The organism is Paenibacillus mesophilus (assembly GCF_005938385.1).
Taxonomy (GTDB): Bacteria; Bacillota; Bacilli; order Paenibacillales; family NBRC-103111; genus Paenibacillus_AB; species Paenibacillus_AB mesophilus.
On the sequence record NZ_VCRA01000012.1, the window covers coordinates 24,435 to 45,404 of the forward strand.

18 protein-coding genes are annotated in these 20,970 nt (G+C 48.0%); all 18 read left to right on the forward strand.

All coding sequences use genetic code 11. The features are described 5' to 3' along the window. A complete protein-coding gene (locus tag FE783_RS21060) occupies positions 1-765 on the forward strand; it encodes a YveK family protein (protein WP_158301949.1) in 765 nt (254 codons plus the stop codon). Beyond that, positions 746-1,414 carry a CpsD/CapB family tyrosine-protein kinase gene (locus FE783_RS21065; protein WP_138881373.1) on the forward strand — a complete coding sequence of 223 codons (669 nt, stop codon included), beginning with the start codon at positions 746-748 and terminating at the stop codon, positions 1,412-1,414. Before FE783_RS21060 ends, FE783_RS21065 begins: the two co-directional genes overlap by 20 nt. A 259-nt stretch (positions 1,415-1,673) precedes the next feature. Further along, entirely contained in the window at positions 1,674-3,524 is a 1,851-nt protein-coding gene (locus tag FE783_RS21070; protein ID WP_138881374.1) for a polysaccharide biosynthesis protein, read from the forward strand. Positions 3,525-3,530: 6 nt separating this feature from the next. Then, positions 3,531-4,994 carry an MOP flippase family protein gene (locus FE783_RS21075; protein WP_138881375.1) on the forward strand — a complete coding sequence of 488 codons (1,464 nt, stop codon included), beginning with the start codon at positions 3,531-3,533 and terminating at the stop codon, positions 4,992-4,994. After that, positions 4,984-6,144: a glycosyltransferase gene (locus FE783_RS21080; RefSeq protein ID WP_138881376.1), complete on the forward strand. Its 1,161-nt coding sequence runs from the start codon at positions 4,984-4,986 to the stop codon at positions 6,142-6,144. The genes FE783_RS21075 and FE783_RS21080 overlap by 11 nt, the downstream gene beginning before the upstream one ends. A gap of 32 nt (positions 6,145-6,176) precedes the next feature. Next, a complete protein-coding gene (locus tag FE783_RS21085; RefSeq protein WP_138881377.1) occupies positions 6,177-7,466 on the forward strand; it encodes an O-antigen ligase family protein in 1,290 nt (429 codons plus the stop codon). 35 nt (positions 7,467-7,501) lie between these two features. After that, positions 7,502-8,812, forward strand: a complete 1,311-nt coding sequence (locus tag FE783_RS21090; protein WP_238403192.1) for a glycosyltransferase — start codon at positions 7,502-7,504, stop codon at positions 8,810-8,812. 16 nt (positions 8,813-8,828) lie between these two features. Next, entirely contained in the window at positions 8,829-10,025 is a 1,197-nt protein-coding gene (locus FE783_RS21095) for a glycosyltransferase family 4 protein (RefSeq protein ID WP_158301951.1), read from the forward strand. Further along, positions 10,018-11,049: a polysaccharide biosynthesis protein gene (locus FE783_RS21100; protein ID WP_138881380.1), complete on the forward strand. Its 1,032-nt coding sequence runs from the start codon at positions 10,018-10,020 to the stop codon at positions 11,047-11,049. Before FE783_RS21095 ends, FE783_RS21100 begins: the two co-directional genes overlap by 8 nt. A 15-nt stretch (positions 11,050-11,064) precedes the next feature. Beyond that, positions 11,065-12,186: a polysaccharide biosynthesis C-terminal domain-containing protein gene (locus FE783_RS21105; protein ID WP_238403184.1), complete on the forward strand. Its 1,122-nt coding sequence runs from the start codon at positions 11,065-11,067 to the stop codon at positions 12,184-12,186. A 1-nt stretch (position 12,187) separates the two neighbouring features. Continuing rightward, complete coding sequence (gene wecB / locus FE783_RS21110) at positions 12,188-13,348, forward strand: non-hydrolyzing UDP-N-acetylglucosamine 2-epimerase (protein WP_138881381.1); 1,161 nt, start codon at positions 12,188-12,190, stop codon at positions 13,346-13,348. A 50-nt stretch (positions 13,349-13,398) separates the two neighbouring features. After that, entirely contained in the window at positions 13,399-14,544 is a 1,146-nt protein-coding gene (locus FE783_RS21115) for a glycosyltransferase family 4 protein (protein WP_238403185.1), read from the forward strand. Positions 14,545-14,596: 52 nt separating this feature from the next. Then, positions 14,597-15,886 (forward strand): nucleotide sugar dehydrogenase, encoded by a 1,290-nt coding sequence (locus tag FE783_RS21120; RefSeq protein ID WP_138881383.1) that lies wholly within the window; start codon positions 14,597-14,599, stop codon positions 15,884-15,886. Positions 15,887-15,906: 20 nt separating this feature from the next. Beyond that, entirely contained in the window at positions 15,907-16,524 is a 618-nt protein-coding gene (locus FE783_RS21125; RefSeq protein WP_138881384.1) for a sugar transferase, read from the forward strand. After that, entirely contained in the window at positions 16,521-17,189 is a 669-nt protein-coding gene (locus tag FE783_RS21130) for a NeuD/PglB/VioB family sugar acetyltransferase (protein WP_138881385.1), read from the forward strand. The genes FE783_RS21125 and FE783_RS21130 overlap by 4 nt, the downstream gene beginning before the upstream one ends. Positions 17,190-17,217: 28 nt before the next feature. Further along, positions 17,218-18,387 carry a DegT/DnrJ/EryC1/StrS family aminotransferase gene (locus FE783_RS21135; protein ID WP_138881386.1) on the forward strand — a complete coding sequence of 390 codons (1,170 nt, stop codon included), beginning with the start codon at positions 17,218-17,220 and terminating at the stop codon, positions 18,385-18,387. A 186-nt stretch (positions 18,388-18,573) separates the two neighbouring features. Further along, positions 18,574-19,491: a UTP--glucose-1-phosphate uridylyltransferase GalU gene (gene galU / locus FE783_RS21140; protein ID WP_138881387.1), complete on the forward strand. Its 918-nt coding sequence runs from the start codon at positions 18,574-18,576 to the stop codon at positions 19,489-19,491. A 19-nt stretch (positions 19,492-19,510) separates the two neighbouring features. Then, positions 19,511-20,959, forward strand: a complete 1,449-nt coding sequence (locus tag FE783_RS21145; protein ID WP_138881388.1) for an MBOAT family O-acyltransferase — start codon at positions 19,511-19,513, stop codon at positions 20,957-20,959. The last annotated feature ends 11 nt before the right edge of the window (positions 20,960-20,970 follow it).

Genomic DNA, 20,970 nt, shown 5'->3' on the forward strand with positions numbered 1-20,970 from the left:
ATGGATCCGGGATTGAAAGGATATTTGGCCGTCTTACAAAAAAGGTTTTGGATGCTCGCTTTACTCGTCTGTTTCAGTTGTACGATCGCCGGCATCTACAGTTATTACTTCGTAAAGCCGGTCTACTCGGCCAAAGTGAAACTGATCGTCAACAAAGCTAATGAAGTTCAAGGTATAGGGAAAGTTTTGGATTTCGGGTCGGTCAATTCCAGTATGATGCTCGTTAATACGTACAAAGAAATTATAAAATCGTCGGCGATTATGGGGAAAGCAGTCGAAGCTCACCCGGAATTTGATCTTGATGCAGAACAATTGAGCCGGAAAGTTAAGGTGGAAGTCGTGACCAATACACAGGTGCTTACTTTGACGGTCATGGATTATTCTCACGAACGTGCGGTCCGAATGGTCAATTCGATTGCCGAGGCGTTTGGGAAGGAAATTATATCCATTATGGGTGTAGACAATGTCACCATTCTGGATAGGAGTAATATCGGCAACAATACAACTCCCGTAAATACAAATCCGAAACTAAACATTGCGGCGGCATTTATCGTATCGACGTTGTTGTCTGTAGCTCTCGCATTTGTAATCGAACATTTTGACGAGACCATCAGAACCGAGAGCGATTTGTCAGCCTTGCTGGAAATTCCCTTACTGGCTGCCGTGCCTCGTATTAAGCGCAAGGACACGAACAGCCGCCAGTTCAATTCAGTATCCAAATCAAGGAAGGCTGGGGAAGCATCCTATGTCGGCATTAACCAATAAGAAGCCTCTACTTTCGTATCTCAATCCCGTTTCACCGATTGCAGAGACGTACAGGTCGTTAAGAGCGAATATTCAATTTTGTTCACTGGATCAGCCGGTCCGAACGGTTTTGGTCACATCGGCCAAGGGCGGGGAAGGCAAAACAACAACGGCAGCCAATCTTGCTATCTTGTTTGCGGAAGAGAAGAAGCGAGTTTTGTTAGTGGATGCGGATTTGAGAAATCCTTCGCTTCATCATGTTTTCTCCAGAGCGAACCGTGTCGGAATTACGAACACATTGAGCGACCAATCGGATGTCCAAGAGGCGATTCAAGATACGTCGATCGATCGTTTGTCTTTATTGACAACGGGACCGATTCCGACAAATCCCGCGGAATTGTTGGCCAAGTTCCGGTTGGAAAAAACGTTTCGCGAAATCAAGCAAAGTTTCGACATCGTAATTGTCGATTCGCCTCCCGTTCTTCCGGTTACGGATTCGCTGCTGCTGTCTTCCCAATGCGACGGAGTCGTACTCGTCCTTCAATCGGGCAAAACGAAGCGGGAAGATGCGAGGAAAACGGTGCAAGCTTTGGAGCTGGCCCAGTGCAGGCTGCTCGGCACGGTTCTCAATAATAAAAGAACAAAGAGAAGCAAAATGTCCTTCATCTAAAGCAGCTTTCTTCAATGCGATGGATGGACGCTTCACAGGTAATGTCTACTGCACCTTTATCACTGTAGGCACTCGACCATGCTGTGGGCGGCAATCGCCTTAGACGTAGATCGTCAGTGGTGTGGTGTGAGGATGGGTTGAATGCCCTTATACGAAGATATGTTGTTAAAAGAATCCGCTGGATCGTTTTGACGGAAAGATCCAGTCGGTTCTTTTGATAATATGGAAGGTTCAGCCGAACCTAAAATGGAGGAATGTTATGAGCTTCAATAAACGATTGTCTGCGCTGCTCGTGACGGATACAGCTTTTGTAGTAGTCAGCGTACTAACATCGTACTTGCTTCACTACAATTGGATCGTCGCTGAACGGCTGTTCGAGTGGACCGTTTACACCGTCGTATCGGTTATCGTGTGCACACTGGGGTTGGCCTACTTCAAGCTGTACAACCGGGTATGGCAATACGCAAGCGTCGGGGAATTGTTGACTGTAATCAAGGCCGTATCGATTTCGTGCATGATCTCGTACGGGATCAGCATTGCTGTTATTGGGGAAATCATCCCTGCGGCGCTGCTTGTGCGGCACTTTGAAACTTTGCTTCTTCTGGTCGGAGGAAGCCGCTTTGCTTGGAGAGTGTATCGGGACTCCCGCTTAAGGAAAAAATCGGCACAGCGCAGAGCTCTCATTATCGGTGCGGGGGATTGCGGAACGCTTGTCGCAAAAGAGTTGAAATCCGATTATAACACTCGGATCGATCCGGTTGCTTTCATCGATGATGATGTTAACAAAAATCGGCTGCAAGTGCTGGGGATTCCGATTTTTGGGGGGAGGGAGAAAATTCCGGAAGCAGTCGAACAATTACAAATTGACGACATTATTATCGCCGTCCCCTCCGTCTCCAAAAAAGAGACATCCAAAATTATCGAAGTTTGCAAATCGACAAAAGCCCAGTTGAAAATCATTCCGAGAATCGGGGATTTAGTCAGCGGGAACGTTACGGTCAAAGAAATCCGCAATGTGGAAGTGGAAGATCTGCTCGGCAGAGAAGCGATTCATATTGATTTGAAAGTAATAGCCAACTACGTAACGAACAAGACCGTATTGGTGACGGGGGCAGGCGGTTCCATAGGTTCCGAGCTTTGCAGACAGCTGGCGCGGTTCAAGCCCAAGCTTCTGTTGCTTCTTGGACAAGGAGAGAACAGCATCTATGCAATTGAAATGGAGCTTCGGCGAACATTTCCGGAACAACAGATCGACACCTTAATCGCCAATGTACAAGACAGGGAGCGCATCGATGCGGTCTTCGCGCAATTTAAACCGCAAGTTGTGTTTCATGCCGCAGCCCATAAGCACGTACCTCTCATGGAGCGAAATCCGGCCGAAGCGATTAAAAATAACGTATTCGGAACAAAAAACGTCGCCGATAGCGCCGATAAGTATGAAGCGGAACGGTTCGTGCTCATCTCGACCGACAAGGCCGTAAATCCTACAAGTGTCATGGGAACGACGAAACGGATCGCAGAAATGTATATTCAAAGCTTAAAAACTTCCAGCAGGACTAAATTCGCAGCCGTCCGCTTCGGAAACGTGCTTGGAAGCAGGGGAAGCGTCATTCCCAAGTTCAAGGAACAAATTATGGCCGGTGGACCCGTTACGGTAACCCATCCCGACATGATTCGGTATTTCATGACTATACCGGAAGCAGTCCAACTTGTTATTCAAGCGGGCGCTATCGTCGATGGCGGCGAAGTATTTATTCTGGACATGGGCGAGCCTGTCAAAATACTCGATTTGGCCAAAGACTTGATCCGCCTATCCGGTTTTGAACCAAACGTAGACATCGAAATCACATATACCGGTATTCGTCCCGGCGAGAAGCTGTACGAGGAGCTGCTGACCAGCGAAGAAGGATTGACCTCTACGAAACATAATCGGATTTATATCGGTAAGCCTGCCAGTATTGAACGCGCGCTCTTCGAGACGGAACTGGCGCGGCTGTATAAGGTGATTGGCCGAGAGGCCGCCGAAGTGAAAGATACGCTTCGAATGGTTGTGCCTTCTTACCATAACGGTGCGGAGTCCAACCGGAAAGAATTAATATCCGTGGGGTAAAGATACATGTCGTTGAAAGCTGCCGCGATACAGGGTGTAAAATGGACGGCCCTATCTTCGATCCTGATCATCGGACTTCAGTTCGTTCAAATATCGGTCGTCTCCAAGCTGCTCGGTCCGGCTTCATTTGGCCTGATGGGGATGGTTATGGTCGTAATCGGCTTTGCCCAGGCGTTCTCGGATATGGGACTTTCCAGTGCGATTATCCAACGGAAAGACTTGACTCGAGAACAACTGTCCAGTTTGTATTGGCTTAATTTGATCAGCGGATTTGCCGTTTTCATGATCGTCTTGTCCATCAGGCCGATCATCATAAGTTTCTATAGAAGTCCGGAGTTGAACGAGCTGCTGATTTGGGCCTCGTTTATTTTTTTGATTACTCCGCTGGGGCAACAATTTCAGATGCTGTTTCAAAAGGAATTGCGGTTCAACTTGATCTCGAAAGTCACGATTGCTGCCGCAATCGCCGGAACGACTGTAACGATCGCCGCAGCCTATTCCGGATACGGCGCATTGTCTCTTGTATGGGGTCAATTGGTCAATTCTTCAGTCGCCTCGGTATCGTTCGCTTGTCTTGGCTGGAGGACTTGGCGGCCTAAAGCGATCTTTGCATTTCGCCATATTAAAGGATTCATCGGTTTCGGACTGTACCGTACCGGCGAATACACGGTCACGTACTTTAACAACAACTTGGATAACATTATAATCGGCCGATTGTTGGGGGCGGAAGCGCTCGGATATTATACGATAGCATACAACTTGGTTATTATTCCGCTTGCCAAAATCAATCCGATCATCAATCGCGTCGCTTTCCCCGTATTCTCCCAAGTACAGGATGATACGGAGAGATTAAAACGCGGTTATTTCCAGACGCTGCGGGCTATCGGACTGATCAACTTCCCTATTTATTTGGGAATGGCGGTCGTTTCGCCAACCTTGGTGATGGTTCTTTTTGGAGAGGGTTGGACTTCCAGCATTTTAATTTTGCAGGTGTTGTGCGGAGTCGGGATGTTGAGATGCATAGCCAATCCTGCCGGTTCTCTCGTGTTAGCCAAAGGAAGGGCCGAATTGTCATTCAAATATAATTTGGCCAAAACGGTTATACAAATTCCGTGCATATGGCTGGGTGCGTGGACGGCCGGTCTCGTGGGGGCCGCCGTTTCGTTTCTGTTATTAAAAATAGTGTACTTCTTTGTGAATTATTTGGTTGTTATCCGCGGTATGCTTGGGCCGTGTTTTCGCTCGTTTGTCTCGTGCTTTACCGCTGCTTTCGCGATGAGTACCGTCATGGCGGGTATGACATGGTTGACGGGTTCGTACTTGCCTGTCCATTCGAATGTTCTGATGCTGGGCGTCCAAGTTACAGTGGGAGCGATTATTTATTTGGCGTTGAATATTATGTTCCGCAAACAATCGGTTGATTTACTGCGCAGACCGGCAGTGCAGGCGGCACAGTCCAATGAATCGTAGCTATGGGGTGAGTCTGATTCGTAAAAAAGTGGTTCTGATCGCACCGTTTCCAACTTCGGATAAGCCTGCCAGTTATTCTTATGTGAAAACAAGGGTCGAAGCTTTGAAAGATACGCATGATATCTCGGTCATTCAAGTGAACATAAGCGATCGGGTGCAGAATGGCATAACCCGTTTGGATGAAGATGGATATGCGGTATACCGGATCGACGTAAAGTATTGGAATGTGCGCCACATCGGTTTCTTTTATCACCAATTGAAGATCAAGAAGGCGATGTTGGAATTGCTGCTCCAATTGAAGCCCGATTTGATTCACGTGCACTTCTCCCAGTATTACAGCTGGATTGCTCTGGAAATCTCCAAGAAGATGAAAATACAGCTTTACATTACGGAGCACGCCTCTCACTTCGAACAAAGCACAAGGAGATTTTGGGTCGGTCCTCGTATTCGCAAGGCCCTTCATGAAGCGGATAGACTGTTTGCGGTAAGCGATTCGTTGCGGCGGACGATGCAAAAGTGCGTATCTCGTGAAATAGAAGTAAAACCTAACATTGTGAACACTGCTATTTTTACTTTGAAACCGGAACATGTTCCTCGTGAGCCTATTATAAAACTAATAACGGTCGGGTCTTTGGACCATGGGGATAAAAAAGGTTATGAGCTGCTTCTCCGGGCTCTTGGCGAGCTGCGAAACGATTATCCTCACTTTAGGCTGCTTATCGTCGGGGAAGGACCGAATCGCGGGAAGCTGGAAAAGATGATTGGCAGCTATCATTTAAGCGACAATGTCCGTTTGACGGGAAGTATACCGAACGATCAGTTAGCCGGGTATTATCATGATGCCGATCTCTATGTCTCCAGCAGCAGAATCGAAACGTTCGGCGTAGTGTTAATCGAAGCGATGAGCTGCGGATTGCCGGTATTAGCCACGAAATCGGGAGGGCCCGAGACGTTGATTCGAACAGAGTCGGGGCTGCTGGTTGAGAAGGAATCGTGGCAATCCTTATATGAAGGTCTGAAGGTCATGTTGGGCCGCCTCGATTCCTACAAGCCCGAGACAATTCGTCAACATGTCGTAGACTTTTATTCGGTTGAAGTATACAAATCGACCATGACGAGAGTTTATGACGGTTTGCTTGCTTCGAGATGAAGTATAACTATAACGTTCAATAGGTGGTAGATTTGGAACATATACCGGCATTTAAAAAATATGACTACCCGGTACTGCAGCAAGACAAATTATCGCTTCCATTGGCTGGGTTAATCGAAGGAATCTATATCGTATTTCTTGCCGTCATATCGCTGGACTCCGGTGCTTACGATAAATTGCTGGGAAAGTCGATCGCTGAATTCGTTATGCCCTATATGATGTTATTGCTGCTGCCGTTTATGATGATGAGTCGTAGAGGCGCTTCATACCGCGGAACCGTATACCTGTTGTTTTGTTCTATCCTCGTATGGGCGTTGTCATCGGTAGCATGGTCCAATGTGAGATTTGATCTGGAGTTAATCGTATATCCGCTTTACATGACATGGTTATCGGTGACGATAGCCTATTTATTTACGTACGGCGTTACATTCCGGGATAGCCGTTGGGAACATGTTGCAACTCGCATGGCGTGGATGTTGACAGCGGTATTTCTGTACTACCTGTACAAGTATTCCTTGTTGCCCGGAGGAATCGGCGGACTTACCGAGCATAGACTTCAAGGGACACTGGGAGGGGCGGCAGTCATCCATTTTCTGATGATCCCCGTACTGGCTATTCATTTGGCGAATGCATCCATCAAAAACAGCAAATGGATTCAGTCGGTTTCATGGGCGGGGGTTTTCATAGTTGTCATGCTCATCATGTTAACCGGTTCGAGGGCCGGATTGCTATGTATGCTTCTGATGGTTGCCATTGTTTTCTTCTCGACGAAAAGGTCGGTTACTTCCTATCTGCTCACGGCTGCTCTTGGAGTGGGCATCTTTATCGCGATCAGCTCCCTTATTTCATTCGAGCGGCTGGAGAACTTGGAGGATTCATCCAGGGAGATGACCTATGCAACCGGATGGAAGTATGCGACAACCTCGCTTACAACATTCGTATTCGGCAACGGATACGGCAGCGTGTGGCCTTGGTATGCGGTAGAAACGGAAAAGTTGTTCGGGATCCGCTCCGAGATGCAATCTACCGAGATGGGCGTCACGCTTTATCACCCCCATTCTTTGCTGCTCGGGTTATTAACGGAACTGGGTGTACTATCGGTCCTGGCGTTTATAGGGATCGTTATCGTCCTTCTTCGTGTCTACTCTAGAGCGGGCAAGAGCAACGACCCGTTGAGACGATATTTGGCGCTAGGCATATTGTGCACCTTGCCAGCCACCGTGATGGATTTTTATTTGTTTAAATCATGGGACATGGCTGTCATCTGGTGGACTTTTTTATTTTTGGCGATTGCCGTCCCGAAGGAAAGGAAATCCGGATGAATATTTTACTGATCAGCTACCATTATTCTCCCGCTATGGTACCCAGAGCGTTCCGTTGGAATGCGATCGCGGAGCGTTGGGCTCGCGATGGCCATCGAATTGATGTCATATGTTCATGGAAACCCGGATTCACCCGGGAAGAGCAGATTCATGGTGTTCGTGTAATCCGCACGGGGGGGACGGTCTCGGAGAAATTGAGATCCAAATTACGTTCATCCGCAGAAGAGGGAAACCAATTGCCTGGAGCGGACTCATCGGGAAGAACGGCCTCAAGAAAAAAGATCGTACGAGTCCTTAAATTTGCCCATGATATGACTTGGAAAAAAATGTACTGGCCGGATTTTGCATGCCTGTGGCATATATCGGCATGGCGAAAAGCAAAACGGCTAATGAGCGATGCGCGTTACGATGCCGTGATTTCGGTATCGCATCCGTTTTCCAGTCATTTGACCGGCGTTCGGTTGAAAAAAAAGTGGCCGGAGCTTAGTTGGATCGTCGATATCGGTGATCCTTTCTATTTTCACTCGATGCCGACGAATAATCGGTTGTTATACAACGGCATCAATTACTGGGCGGAACGCGGGGTATTGAAGCGAGCCGATTATGTCGTATTGAATACGGAACAAACGAAAGAAATGTACAGATCTACATTTCAAATGGAGCCGTCAAAGATGCGCGTAAGTCCGCCCCTGGTTTCTACGCCAAATACAGACCTAATCCTTCCGGTACAACAGCCGGGCGAGCGATTGCGGTTCATATTTATCGGGACGCTCTATCGGGATATTCGTAATCCGCAAGCTTTGTTAAAGTGGTTCGAAGCTCTGTATCGAGACATGCAGGGAAACGTCGAACTTCATTTCTATGGAAATGTCGGCGACTGCGCGGAATATTTCGAGCCGTATGGACGATATAAGGACGAAACATTATTCGTTCATGGGCTGGTACCGCGTGAACAAGCGTATTCGGCGATGATCGGAGCCGATATTCTCGTCAATATCGGCAACAAAACGCCTGATCTGCTGCCCAGCAAGCTGGTTGAATATGCGAGCACCGGCAAGCCGATCTTCAATCTGGTCAGTATACCGGACGATAGCTCCGTTGAATTTTTCCGGACTTACCACGATGTCATTCATGTTCTTGAAGATGAGCTGACTGTGAACGCGGATATTAGGGGAAAAATTGTTCACTGGATTCATAATCGTCCTTCGTTCGAACCGAATCGGTTGAAACAATTCATGAACCAGTTTTCAGTGGAAACGATAGCCGAACAATATGAATCGCTGCTCATGTCTTCCGCTGCGGAAAGAAACCGGAATCGAGCCGTCCGGCCCACGGCTACTTATTGAAGGAGAGTGCGTTAGTTTGAATTCGCAACAGCACTATATATTGGTGGGGCCTGTTCCACCGCCAGTGGCGGGGCAGTCGCTCGCGTTCCAGATGCTTGTAGAGGAGTTCGAGCAAAGAAATTTGCCGCACCAGATCGTGAATTTATCGGGCAAGAAGGGCAGTTTTAATGTTTCTGTAGGGAAGAGGGCTCTCCAGTACTTCTGGATATTGCTCGATTATGTACGCAAAACATCCTTCGGCAAAAAAACGGTATACATCACGATAGCACAATCTCTCCAAGGGTTCTGGAGAGATTTTTTTATGATCTGGTATGCCAAATGTTTCGGCCATTCTGTCGTTTGTCATTTGCACGGCGGGAATTACGGCCACTTTTTCGATCATCAACCCGGCTGGATTCGGCGTCTCATACGGGCAACCTTGCTGAAGGCGGACCATATTTACGTATTGGGGGAACGGCTGCGCGGGATGTTCGACTTCGAGCCGCGTCTTGGTCCGAAACTGGATGTCGTCTGCAACGGTCTCCCGTTTATTCTCCCCGATACGATAGGGGCGAAGAAGCTGCCGAGCAATCCGGATGAACCGGTTGTGATTTTGTATTTATCCAATCTCATTGAATCCAAAGGATATTTGCATGTGCTGGAAGCGATCGATTTGCTGGTCAAGGACGGGGGACCAAAAGTCAAATGCTTATTTTTCGGCCGCTTCTTAAGCAATGTGGACGATATTCTTGTCCGAAGCGCCGAGCACGGTCGGGAATTATTCGAAGCTTTCGTGAAAGAACGCGGTTTGGAAGGGATTGTCGAATACAACGGGACGATACAGGGCGAGGAGAAGCTGAAGGTGCTGCAGCAATCCCACTTTTTCGTGCTGCCGACACAATATGACAACGAAGGGCAGCCGTTATCCATTATCGAGGCGATGGCATTCGGCAGTGTCGTTATATCCACCGATTATCGGGGTATCCCGGAAATGGTAATAGACGGGGACAGCGGGGTTCTCGTGCCGTTTGCCGAACCTGGCGCCATAGCGGATGCGATTAAAGAGTTATGCGGCGAGCCGGCTCGATATGAGCGAATGAGTCTCAATGCCAAGAAACATTTCAAAGCGAATTTTACTCGCGAAGCCCATTTGGAGAAAATCGTTTCTTTATTGGAGGGCACTACTGGCAAACGGTTGAATAACCGCCGATACGGGAGGATGACCAATGTTTGAAAATCGAACGTTATTGATAACCGGTGGAACGGGCTCATTCGGAAATGCCGTTTTAAAACGGTTTTTGAACACGGGTATAAAAGAAATCAGAGTGTTCAGCAGAGACGAGAAAAAGCAGGAAGATATGCGCATTCAATTAGGCAGTCCGAAAGTCAAATTTCATATCGGCGATGTGCGGGATTACGAGAGCGTTCTTGCGGCCATGCGCGGAGTCGATTTTGTGTTTCATGCGGCAGCATTGAAGCAAGTGCCCTCCTGCGAGTTCTATCCGATCGAAGCGGTGCGGACGAATATTATCGGTACTGAGAACGTATTGAACGCCGCAGTGCAAAGCGGTGTGAAAAAAGCGATATTTTTGAGCACCGACAAAGCGGTGTACCCGATAAATGCGATGGGACAATCCAAGGCGCTTGCAGAGAAGATCATGGTTGCCAAAGCCAGAACACTGGGCGAAGGCGATACGGTCATTTGCGGTACGCGTTACGGAAACGTAATGGCCTCGCGCGGGTCGGTCATTCCGCTCTTCATCAAACAAATCAAAGAAAACGTTCCTCTGACGATCACGGATCCGAATATGACGCGTTTTCTGATGTCGTTGGACGATGCCGTCGATCTGGTGCTCTACGCATTCGAAAACGGGGTGCAGGGAGATATATTCGTCCAGAAAGCACCGGCTTCGACGATCCTCGATTTGGCCGAAGCATTGAAGCAATTGTTCCGGACCGACACTCCGAATAAAGTTATCGGAACGCGGCATGGAGAGAAATTGTATGAGACTCTTCTGACCCGGGAAGAGTTGGCGAAATCGGTTGACCACGGAGAATATTACCGCATCCCTTCCGATAATCGCGATTTGAACTACAACAAATACTTCCTTGAAGGCGAGCATGCGGTCTCTTATTTGGAAGATTACAACTCTCACAATACGAAACGGCTGCAAGTAAAAGAAATCAAACAATTGCTGCTGAAACTGGAATATATACAAGCCGAATTAAAAGAAACGTTACAGGAGTCGCATATTTGAATCGGGAGTGTGGGGATGATGCCGGTCAACGTGTTGATAACCGGTTCCAACGGCTTCATAGGCAGGCATATGGTGGATCGGCTGCAGAAGCGGGAAGACGTTCGAATCGCGACTTTTACCCGGGGAGATGATTTGGAATCGTTGGAGACAAAGGTGAAAGAGGCGGACGTCATCTTTCATCTGGCCGGAGTGAACCGGCCGCAGAACGAGGCGGAGTTCGAAGAGGTAAACGCCGGCTTGACCGAGTACATGGCTGCCTTGTTGTTGAAACACCGGAGAGCGCCGACGGTTGTCATGAGTTCTTCCATCCAAGCAGAATCGCAGAATGCTTACGGAAGAAGCAAGAAGCAAGCCGAGGAGGCCATGCTTGCCTTCGCGTTGGAAAGCGGAGCAAATGTGTGCGTATACCGACTCCCGAACGTCTTCGGCAAATGGTGCAAGCCCAATTACAACTCGGTGGTGGCGACATATTGCCATAATATCGCAAGAGGTCTGGACATCACGATATCGGACCCGGAAAAAGGTTTGACGCTGGTGTACATCGATGACGTGATCGATCATTTTATCGACAGGATGGATACGCTGGGCAAGCCAATGTCGCACCCGTATTATTCATTGGACCGGACGTTCCAGATCAAGCTCGGTGAGCTGGCCGATAAAATTTACCGGATTCGGGACATACGCAAGTCGCACATTCTTCCGGATTTATCGGAACCGCTCATGAAGTGCTTGTATACGACTTATTTGTCCTATTTGAATAAACAGGATTTTGCTTACAGGCTGGAGATGAAAACGGATCATCGCGGAAGCTTGGCCGAGGTGATCAAATCGAATCAGTTCGGACAAATATTCATCTCCAAATCACACAAAGGTGTTGTAAGGGGAAACCATTATCATCATACGAAGGTGGAAAAGTTTTGCGTGATCCAAGGAGAGGCGATCATCCGTTTTCGCCATGTCCATGACGGAGAAGTATTGAATTATCAGGTATCCGGGGAACGGATCGAGGTGGTCGACATCCCGCCGGGGTATACGCATTCTATTGAAAATGTATCGGATGGAGAGTTAACCGTGTTATTTTGGGCGAATGAAATATTCGATCCGCAAGCCCCGGATACATACTATTTAGAGGTGTAACATGAACAAGATGAAAGTGATGACTATTGTCGGCACCAGGCCGGAAATCATCCGGCTTTCCAGGGTAATAAAGGCGTGCGATCAATATTTCGACCATATCCTCGTCCACACCGGGCAAAATTGGGACTACACGCTGAACGACATCTTTTTCGAAGAATTCGATTTGCGCAAGCCGGATTATTTCCTTGGAGTGGCCGGCACTCATCTAGGCGAGACGATGGGAAATATTATTTCCTCCTCATACGCCATTTTACAAAAAGAGAAACCGGAGGCGCTCCTCATTCTTGGCGATACGAACAGCTGCTTGAGCGCCATTGCCGCAAAGAGGCTGAAAATCCCGATTTTCCATATGGAGGCCGGCAATCGTTGCTTCGACCAAAACGTGCCGGAGGAAATCAATCGTAAAATCGTGGATCATATAAGCGATATCAATATGCCGTATACGGAGCATAGTCGTCGATATTTACTGAGTGAGGGAATCAAAAAGGAGCACATTTTTGTTACAGGCTCACCGATGGCCGAAGTTTTACATCATCATCGGGAAGCTATCGAGCATAGCGATGTGCTGAACGAATTACAATTGGAGAGCGGCAAATACATTCTAGTAAGCGCACACCGCGAAGAAAATGTCGATCTTGAGAAAAATTTCGACCGTTTGGTCCATTCTTTAAATGAGGTAGCGGAGAAGTTCAGATTCCCGGTTATTTATTCCACACATCCGAGAAGTCAGAAGCGGATTGTGGAGCGGGGCATTCGGTTCCATCCGCTCGTACGATCGCTTAAGCCTTTCGGTTTTTTTGCGTACAACAAGCTGCAAAAGCATTCTTTCTGCGTACTATCGGACAGCGGGACGCTTAGCGAAGAATCGGCCATGCTTCGTTTCCCGGCCGTGCTTATCCGGACTAGTACGGAACGGCCGGAAGTATTGGATAAAGGAGCTATTGTAATCGGGGGAATCACTTCGGAAGAAGTACTGCGCTCCGTAAGCATGGCCGTATCCTTGAGGGAGGAGCAGGCAGCTGTCCCTCTTCCAAGCGACTATTACGATTTGAACGTCTCGCTCAAAGTAGTAAAACTGATTCAAAGCTACACCCCGATCATTAACAGGATCACGTGGGGCAAGTATGGCGTGGAGTCGGAGCGGAGCGGTGTCTCCCTATGAATGTGCTATTTTTGATGATCTCGTTTCCGGAAACTGCAGCAGGATCAAATTTGTATACAGATCTTGCGCAGGAATTTCACCGAAACGGACACTGCGTGTGCGTGGCGACGGTATTGGAGAGCAAATTCGAGCGCGATACTTGTCTGCAGGATGAACAAGGCTTGAATGTGCTTCGCATCAAATGCGGCGATATGTTTAACGTCGGTCTTATAAAAAAGGGACTGTCGATGATTTCGCTTCCGGGAATATTCATAAGAGCGATCGACACCCACTTCAAAAACATGAAATTCGATTTGGTAGTTTACCCTACACCGCCTATCACGTTTGCCTCCGTGGCGAACTATATCAAGAGGCGGGACCGCTGTAAATCATACTTGATTCTTCGTGATATTTTCCCGCAAAACGCCCGGGATTTAGGAATGATGGCTGGAGGCCCCGTGTTCGCCTACTTTAGAAGGAAAGAAAGAAAATTGTACGCTGTTTCAGACCATATCGGCTGCATGTCGAAGGGTAACGTCGAGTATGTGCTGAAACATAACCGCGGGCTGCACCAAGGTAAACTGGAATTGCTGCCGAATTGGAAAAAAATAGGTTTATCTATCATCAACCCTGACACTTCAATTAAAGCAAAGTACGGCTTGGAGAACAAGTTCGTAGCCATATTCGGGGGCAATCTCGGCAAGCCGCAAGAGCTCGGTTTTTTGCTAGAATTGGCTGCCCTGTACCGAAATCATGATCATATTGCGTTTCTTATTATCGGGGACGGTACCGAAAAACAATGGCTTAAAGAACGGATTCGGGAATTGGCGCTGAGCAACGTGCATCTCAAGGAACGAGTCCCCACTTCGGATTACGACGAACTCGTGAGAGCATGCGATGTCGGGCTTATCAACTTGAACCGGCGGTTTACGATACCGAACATTCCGTCCAAAACATTATCTTATTTCGAAGCCGGAATTCCGATTTTGGCTGCGGTGGACCCTAATACCGATTACGGAGATATTTTGAAAGAGGCGCAAGCGGGTCTATGTTCGGTAACGGGCGAGTTGGACAAATACCGGGAAAACTTCGAGAAGCTATATCGAGACAGGGCGTTTCGGCAACGACTCGGGGCCAATGGTCGAAAATATTTGGAGCAGCATTGGACGGTCGAGCAAGCCTACAAAACGATTACACGACATTTAGTAAGCATATAAGTATCGATCTGTCAATTTAGATACAAAATGTATCGAGAGAGTGAGGAGAACCATGAACAAAAAAGTGTGCGTAGTGGGACTCGGTTACATCGGATTGCCTACCTCGCTAGTATTTGCAAAAGCCGGGTTCGAGGTTGTCGGGGTCGATGTCAGCGATTGGGTTGTCCAATCTTTGAATGCGGGAGCCACTCATATTATTGAAAACGGTATAGAGGAAGTTTTCGAGGAGGTCCGAAACGAATATAAGTTTAAAGCCCAAACGACTCCCGAGAGCGCGGATGCATTCATCATCGCCGTACCGACTCCCGTAAACGAAGACCATACGGCCAATCTGGATTATGTCGTTTCAGCTACGAAATCGATATTGCCCTATTTGAAGGCGGGAAACGTCGTCATCGTCGAATCGACCATCCCACCGCGAACTACGGATGATGTTGTCGCTCCTATTCTAGCAGAGGCAGGTTGGCAAGTCGGAAGCGAGATCTACTTGGCCCACTGTCCGGAACGAGTACTTCCAGGCAGCATTTTTCGGGAGCTGGTGGAGAACAATCGTATCGTTGGAGGATATAACTCCATATCCGCCGATAAAGCCGCCGATTTATACCGGACATTTGTCAAGGGAGAAATCGTGCTGACTTACTCCACATCGGCCGAGATGGCGAAGTTGATGGAGAATACGTACCGCGATGTCAATATCGCCCTTGCGAATGAGCTTGCCAAAGCATCGGTCGAGCTAGGTGTAGACGCGTTGGAAGTTATACAACTTGCCAACAAACATCCGCGCGTCAAGCTTCATTCGCCGGGACCCGGCGTAGGCGGTCACTGCATAGCGGTCGACCCTTATTTCATAATCGAGAAAGCGCCGTGGGCAACTCCGCTGATGGCTACGGCGCGCGAGATTAACAACTCGATGCCGTCATTCGTGGTCGAGCAAGTGGAGAAGATCGCCTCTCCATTCCAAGAGCTGCCGGTAGCCGTTTTTGGTTTGACTTATAAAGGGAATGTCGACGACATCCGAGAAAGTCCCGCTTTGGCCGTCGTTAATCTGCTGAGACAGAGAGGATACCAAGTGATGGCGCACGATCCTCACGTTCATCCGGACCATTGCCCGATAAGGCTATATTCCGCACAAGAAGCATTGAATGGTGCGCATTGCCTCGTCGTTCTCGCGGATCACAACGAATTCGCCTTGCTGGACGAGAATTTGCTGCGGAACATGCATACACCGGTCATCTTGGATACGAAAAATTGCCTGAATGTATCCGGAAGCTCGCGGGCTACGGTGTACAACTATGGGAATTTGCACAAAATCGGGCTGTTGGAGCCGGTGGCAGCTCGTTAAAGGAGCGTAAGAGGAGAAATATGAGACTAAAACGATGCTTTGATTTGGTCACTTCATTAATTGCCTTTCTTGTTTTGCTGCCGATTATGGCAGTCACCGCCATTTTGGTGCGCATCAAGCTGGGCTCGCCCGTTTTGTTTACGCAGGTGAGGCCCGGCTTGCACGCCAAGCCTTTTCGTATATACAAGTTCAGGACAATGGCGGACTTGCGCGATAAGGACGGTCAACTGCTGCCGGAGGAGCAGCGAACGGTTCCATTCGGTACTTTCCTTCGACGGTTCAGCCTTGACGAGCTCCCCCAGCTTTATAATGTCATCAAGGGAGACTTAAGCTTGGTGGGACCGAGACCGCTATTGATGAAATACGTTCCTATCTACAGCGCCGAGCAAGCTCGCAGACATGAAGTGCGGCCCGGTATAACCGGCTGGGCGCAAATCAACGGAAGAAACAGGCTCACCTGGGAGGAAAAATTCGCGTTGGACGTATGGTATGTGGATCATCGATCGTTTCTGTTGGATCTGCTTATCCTATGTAAAACCGTGTTAAAAGTGTTCCGTTCCGAAGATGTCAATCATTCTGGACACGTAACCATGCATGAATTCCAGGGGAATTCTCAAAAACGGGCAGTTGAACAGTGAAAAAAACGAAAAAGGAAATCGTGATCATTGGCGCGGGCGGTCTGGGTAAAGGAATAGCACAGCTAATAAAAGATATCAACCATTCGACAGATACGTGGGAACTGCTTGGCTTTATGGATGATGATGTAAAGTTGGCGGGCAAAGCGATAAACGGGTATCCCGTCCTCGGGAAATTGGAATTGCTCGGAGAACAGAGGTATCGAGACGTACATACCATTAGTGCGATCGGAAACTCCGAGGGACGAATCCATATCATCCGTAAGGCGCGGGGGATTAATCCGAGCATGCGAACCCCGACTCTCGTTCATCCAACGGCAGTCGTCGGAGACGAGACCAGTATCGGGGAAGGAACGGCCATAAGCGCCTACACGGTTATTGAAGCGGATAATCGAATCGGCGAGCACGTTTTGGTCCATTTTGGCAGTACAATTGGCCATGATTGCGAGATTGAAGATTTTTCTACGATATTGCCCGGGGCTAACGTTTCCGGGCGTGTTAGGCTTCGTATCGGCAGTTATCTCGGTACCAATTCCTCCGTACTGCCGGGAGTCGAAGTAGGTCCATACTCGGTTGTAGGAGCGGGAGCCGTAGTGGTTCGTTCTTTACCAGGGTATTGTACAGCGGTCGGAGTGCCCGCTAAGTTAATCAAATACGCGAAGAAGTAGCAGCGTATTATTCGAGGGAGTGGCTTACATGACAGCCGGCAACACAAAGGGGAAAATTTATCTTTCCTCGCCGCATATGGGCGAGTCGGAGTTGTTATACGTACAAGATGCTTTCGAGACCAATTGGATCGCGCCGCTTGGCCCGCATGTGGAAGGTTTCGAGCGGGAGTTGGCACAATATGTCGGTGTTAAGGGGGCGCTGGCATTAAGCTCGGGTACGGCCGCGATCCACCTTGCCTTGAAATATTTGAATGTAGCTGCCGATGATATCGTATTCTGTTCTACATTGACTTTTGTTGCTACGGCTAATCCAATTTTGTACTTGGGGGCTAAGCCCGTTTTTATCGACAGCGAGCCTGATTCGTGGAATATGTCGCCGCGGGCTCTGGAACGGGCTCTTCGGAAGGCTGAATCGACAGGTCATCTGCCCAAAGCCGTCATTGTGGTGAATTTGTACGGGCAAAGCGCGGACATGGATGAGCTCCTTCGACTTTGCGAGCAATATGACGTGCCTTTACTGGAGGATGCCGCAGAGTCGTTAGGGGCGACTTATAAGGGGCGTGCGAGCGGAACGTTCGGTAAATTCGGCGTATATTCGTTCAATGGCAACAAAATCATTACTACTTCAGGCGGAGGCATGCTAGTATCGGACGATACGGATGCCTTGGACAAAATCCGGTTTTGGTCTACACAAGCGAGAGATTCGGCGAAACATTATCAGCATAGCGAGGTCGGTTACAACTACCGTCTCAGCAATGTGCTGGCCGCTATCGGAAGAGGACAGTTGAAGGTACTGGATGAACGCATAGCGGCTAGACGTAAAATATTCGATACTTATTATGAACGGTTCCGCAATATCCCGGGAATTTCGTTTATGCCGGAAGCCTCTTTCGGCAAATCGAACCGATGGTTGAGCGCGATGACAATAGATCCGGCAGCTTGCGGCGTTACGGCATCCGAATGTATCGATTTATTGGCGGAACATAATATCGAGTCTCGTCCGGTATGGAAACCGATGCATCTGCAGCCTTTGTTCCAAGGTTGCGAGTACTATCCACATGAGGAAAATCACAGTGTCTCGGACTTGTTGTTTCATACCGGTATTTGCCTGCCCTCCGGTTCCAATCTGACTTCGAGCGATCTTGAACGAGTTATCGGTTCATTGGAACAAGGCTTAAAGAGAGGCATCGGTGTATGAGAATAATCGAGCGTACCCGCGAAGTCGACGACTTGATTCAAGAACTCGATGGATTTATATCGCAAGTCCAGCGTACGAAACATGAACGGCATGCAACAGTAAATCCATACGTCGAGCAATTGAAACATATCATGATGAGGTACATCAATAAAAGGGAACAGATATACGGGGAGGAACTACTATCCGATGAAAGTAAGAAAAGCAATTATCCCGGCGGCCGGGCTAGGAACGAGATTTTTGCCGGCTACGAAAGCCCAGCCGAAAGAAATGCTGCCGATCGTCGATAAGCCGACGATTCAATATATTGTGGAAGAAGCGATCGATTCGGGTATCGAAGACATCATGATCATCAGCGGGCGCGGGAAGCGGGCGATTGAAGACCACTTCGACAAATCGTTGGAAGTTGAAGAAATGCTGCTTAGAAAAGGGAAGTTGGAAGATTTAGAGGAAATTCAAAGAATTTCGGATATGGGAAACATTCATTATATTCGGCAGAAAGAGCCGCTTGGCTTAGGGCATGCGATATGGTGCGCGAGATCGTTTATCGGCAACGAGCCGTTCGCCGTCTTGTTGGGTGATGACATTATTCAAGCGGAAACGCCTTGCCTGAAACAATTGTTGGATGTGTATCATCGCTATCAAACGTCAGTTGTAGGTGTACAGAGCGTATCGCAGGAAGACGTATCGAAGTATGGAATCATTGCACCGAGCGGAACGATTAGCCCTAATGTCATATGCGTCGACTCTTTCGTAGAGAAACCGTCTGTTCAATCCGCTCCATCCAATTTGGCCATTATGGGCAGATACGTATTGCGGCCTGAAATATTCGACCTGCTGGAACAGCTGGAGCCTGGTGCAGGCGGCGAAGTTCAACTGACGGATGCGATCATGAATTTGAACAGGAGCCAGCAAGTATTGGCTTTTCAATTCGCGGGAAAACGTTATGATGTCGGCGATAAGCTGGGATTCATTAAGGCGACCGTAGATTTTGCGCTGCAACGCGCCGATCTTGTTCACGATGTCCGGCAATATTTATTCGAGATTTTGGAACAAGAGCGAGTCGGTGCGGCAACCTCTAATGTAAATTCCATGGTTTCCCGTTAGGGAATTCGGAGGAGAAACGATGCTGTTCAATTCGTTTGAATTTATTTTCGTATTTTTACCGGTCGTATTCGGTGTTTATTTTCTAATGAACAAATTAAAATGGATAACCGCTGCGAAAATATGGCTGGTCATCAGTTCGCTTACGTTCTACGGCTGGTGGAATGTCGTTTACTTGCCGCTTCTTCTGACCTCTCTTCTCTTTAACTACAGGATCGGTTCCTTGCTGATAGAACGGAAAGAGGGCAGGAATCGTAAAGCCGTATTGACTATCGGCATTATTTTCAATGTGTCGCTGCTCGGATTTTATAAATATTACGATTTCTTTATTTCGAATGCGAATGAGCTGCTTCGAACCGATATTCCTTTACTGCATCTGATATTGCCGCTTGGGATCAGCTTCATTACTTTTCAGAAAATCGCCTACTTGGTCGATGCCTATAAAAGAGAGGTCCAAGAACAAAACATTCTGGATTTCTCTTTTTTTGTAACTTTTTTTCCGCAGCTCATTGCGGGGCCGATCGTACACCATAAAGAAATTATGCCGCAGTTTTCCCAGTTGAAAAACAAAGTAATCAATTTCAGAAATATCGCAACCGGGTTATTTGTATTCTCACTCGGATTATTCAAGAAAGTAGCCATCGCGGATACATTTGCCAACTGGGCTACGAGCGGGTTTGATCATACTAAATCGTTAACGTTTTTGGAAGCATGGGGCGTATCGCTCTCATACACGTTCCAACTGTATTTCGATTTTAGCGGGTATTGCGACATGGCTATCGGGGCGGCTCTGCTTTTCAACATCAAATTGCCGGTTAACTTCAATTCACCATACAAAGCCTTGAACATTCAAGATTTCTGGAGAAGATGGCACATAACCCTGGGGCGGTTTTTGACCCAATATATCTATATTCCGTTGGGGGGCAGCCGTAAAGGTGCGACCAGAACCTATCTAAACCTCATGATCGTGTTTCTGATCAGCGGATTGTGGCATGGAGCCGGGTGGACATTCTTGTTTTGGGGAGCACTGCATGGCACCGCCATGGTTATCAACCGGTTCTGGCAAACCTTTAATATCAAGATGAACCGATTCATGGCCTGGTTCATCACGTTTAACTTTGTCAACATGGCATGGATATTTTTCCGGGCGCAATCTTGGGGCGATGCGATAAAAGTGCTCAAAGGGATGCTCGGCATGAACGGATTTGCAGTTCCTGCGGTAGTCGCCAGCTATATCACAATTTTGGCCGATTATACAGGAGAGTTCTTTATAGTCAGCACCAAGGAACTGGCGGGGATATCGCTGATGATCGTTATGTTTTTGTTCGTCGTTATTGCGGCGAGAAATTCGACGGAAATCCAGCGGACGTTTAAACCGAGTATGTTTTATGCGATCGTTTTTATCCTATTGACAGCTTATTCGTTGATGAGCTTGCAAAAAGTGAGCGAGTTTTTATATTTCAACTTCTGACGGGTGGTATG

Coding starts and splice junctions, on each gene's coding strand:
- FE783_RS21060 (WP_158301949.1), top strand. CDS start 1: ATGGATCCGGGATTGAAAGGATATTTGGCCGTCTTACAAAAAAGGTTT.
- FE783_RS21065 (WP_138881373.1), top strand. CDS start 746: ATGTCGGCATTAACCAATAAGAAGCCTCTACTTTCGTATCTCAATCCC.
- FE783_RS21070 (WP_138881374.1), top strand. CDS start 1,674: ATGAGCTTCAATAAACGATTGTCTGCGCTGCTCGTGACGGATACAGCT.
- FE783_RS21075 (WP_138881375.1), top strand. CDS start 3,531: ATGTCGTTGAAAGCTGCCGCGATACAGGGTGTAAAATGGACGGCCCTA.
- FE783_RS21080 (WP_138881376.1), top strand. CDS start 4,984: ATGAATCGTAGCTATGGGGTGAGTCTGATTCGTAAAAAAGTGGTTCTG.
- FE783_RS21090 (WP_238403192.1), top strand. CDS start 7,502: ATGGTACCCAGAGCGTTCCGTTGGAATGCGATCGCGGAGCGTTGGGCT.
- FE783_RS21100 (WP_138881380.1), top strand. CDS start 10,018: ATGTTTGAAAATCGAACGTTATTGATAACCGGTGGAACGGGCTCATTC.
- FE783_RS21105 (WP_238403184.1), top strand. CDS start 11,065: ATGATGCCGGTCAACGTGTTGATAACCGGTTCCAACGGCTTCATAGGC.
- wecB (WP_138881381.1), top strand. CDS start 12,188: ATGAACAAGATGAAAGTGATGACTATTGTCGGCACCAGGCCGGAAATC.
- FE783_RS21120 (WP_138881383.1), top strand. CDS start 14,597: ATGAACAAAAAAGTGTGCGTAGTGGGACTCGGTTACATCGGATTGCCT.
- FE783_RS21125 (WP_138881384.1), top strand. CDS start 15,907: ATGAGACTAAAACGATGCTTTGATTTGGTCACTTCATTAATTGCCTTT.
- FE783_RS21135 (WP_138881386.1), top strand. CDS start 17,218: ATGACAGCCGGCAACACAAAGGGGAAAATTTATCTTTCCTCGCCGCAT.
- galU (WP_138881387.1), top strand. CDS start 18,574: ATGAAAGTAAGAAAAGCAATTATCCCGGCGGCCGGGCTAGGAACGAGA.
- FE783_RS21145 (WP_138881388.1), top strand. CDS start 19,511: ATGCTGTTCAATTCGTTTGAATTTATTTTCGTATTTTTACCGGTCGTA.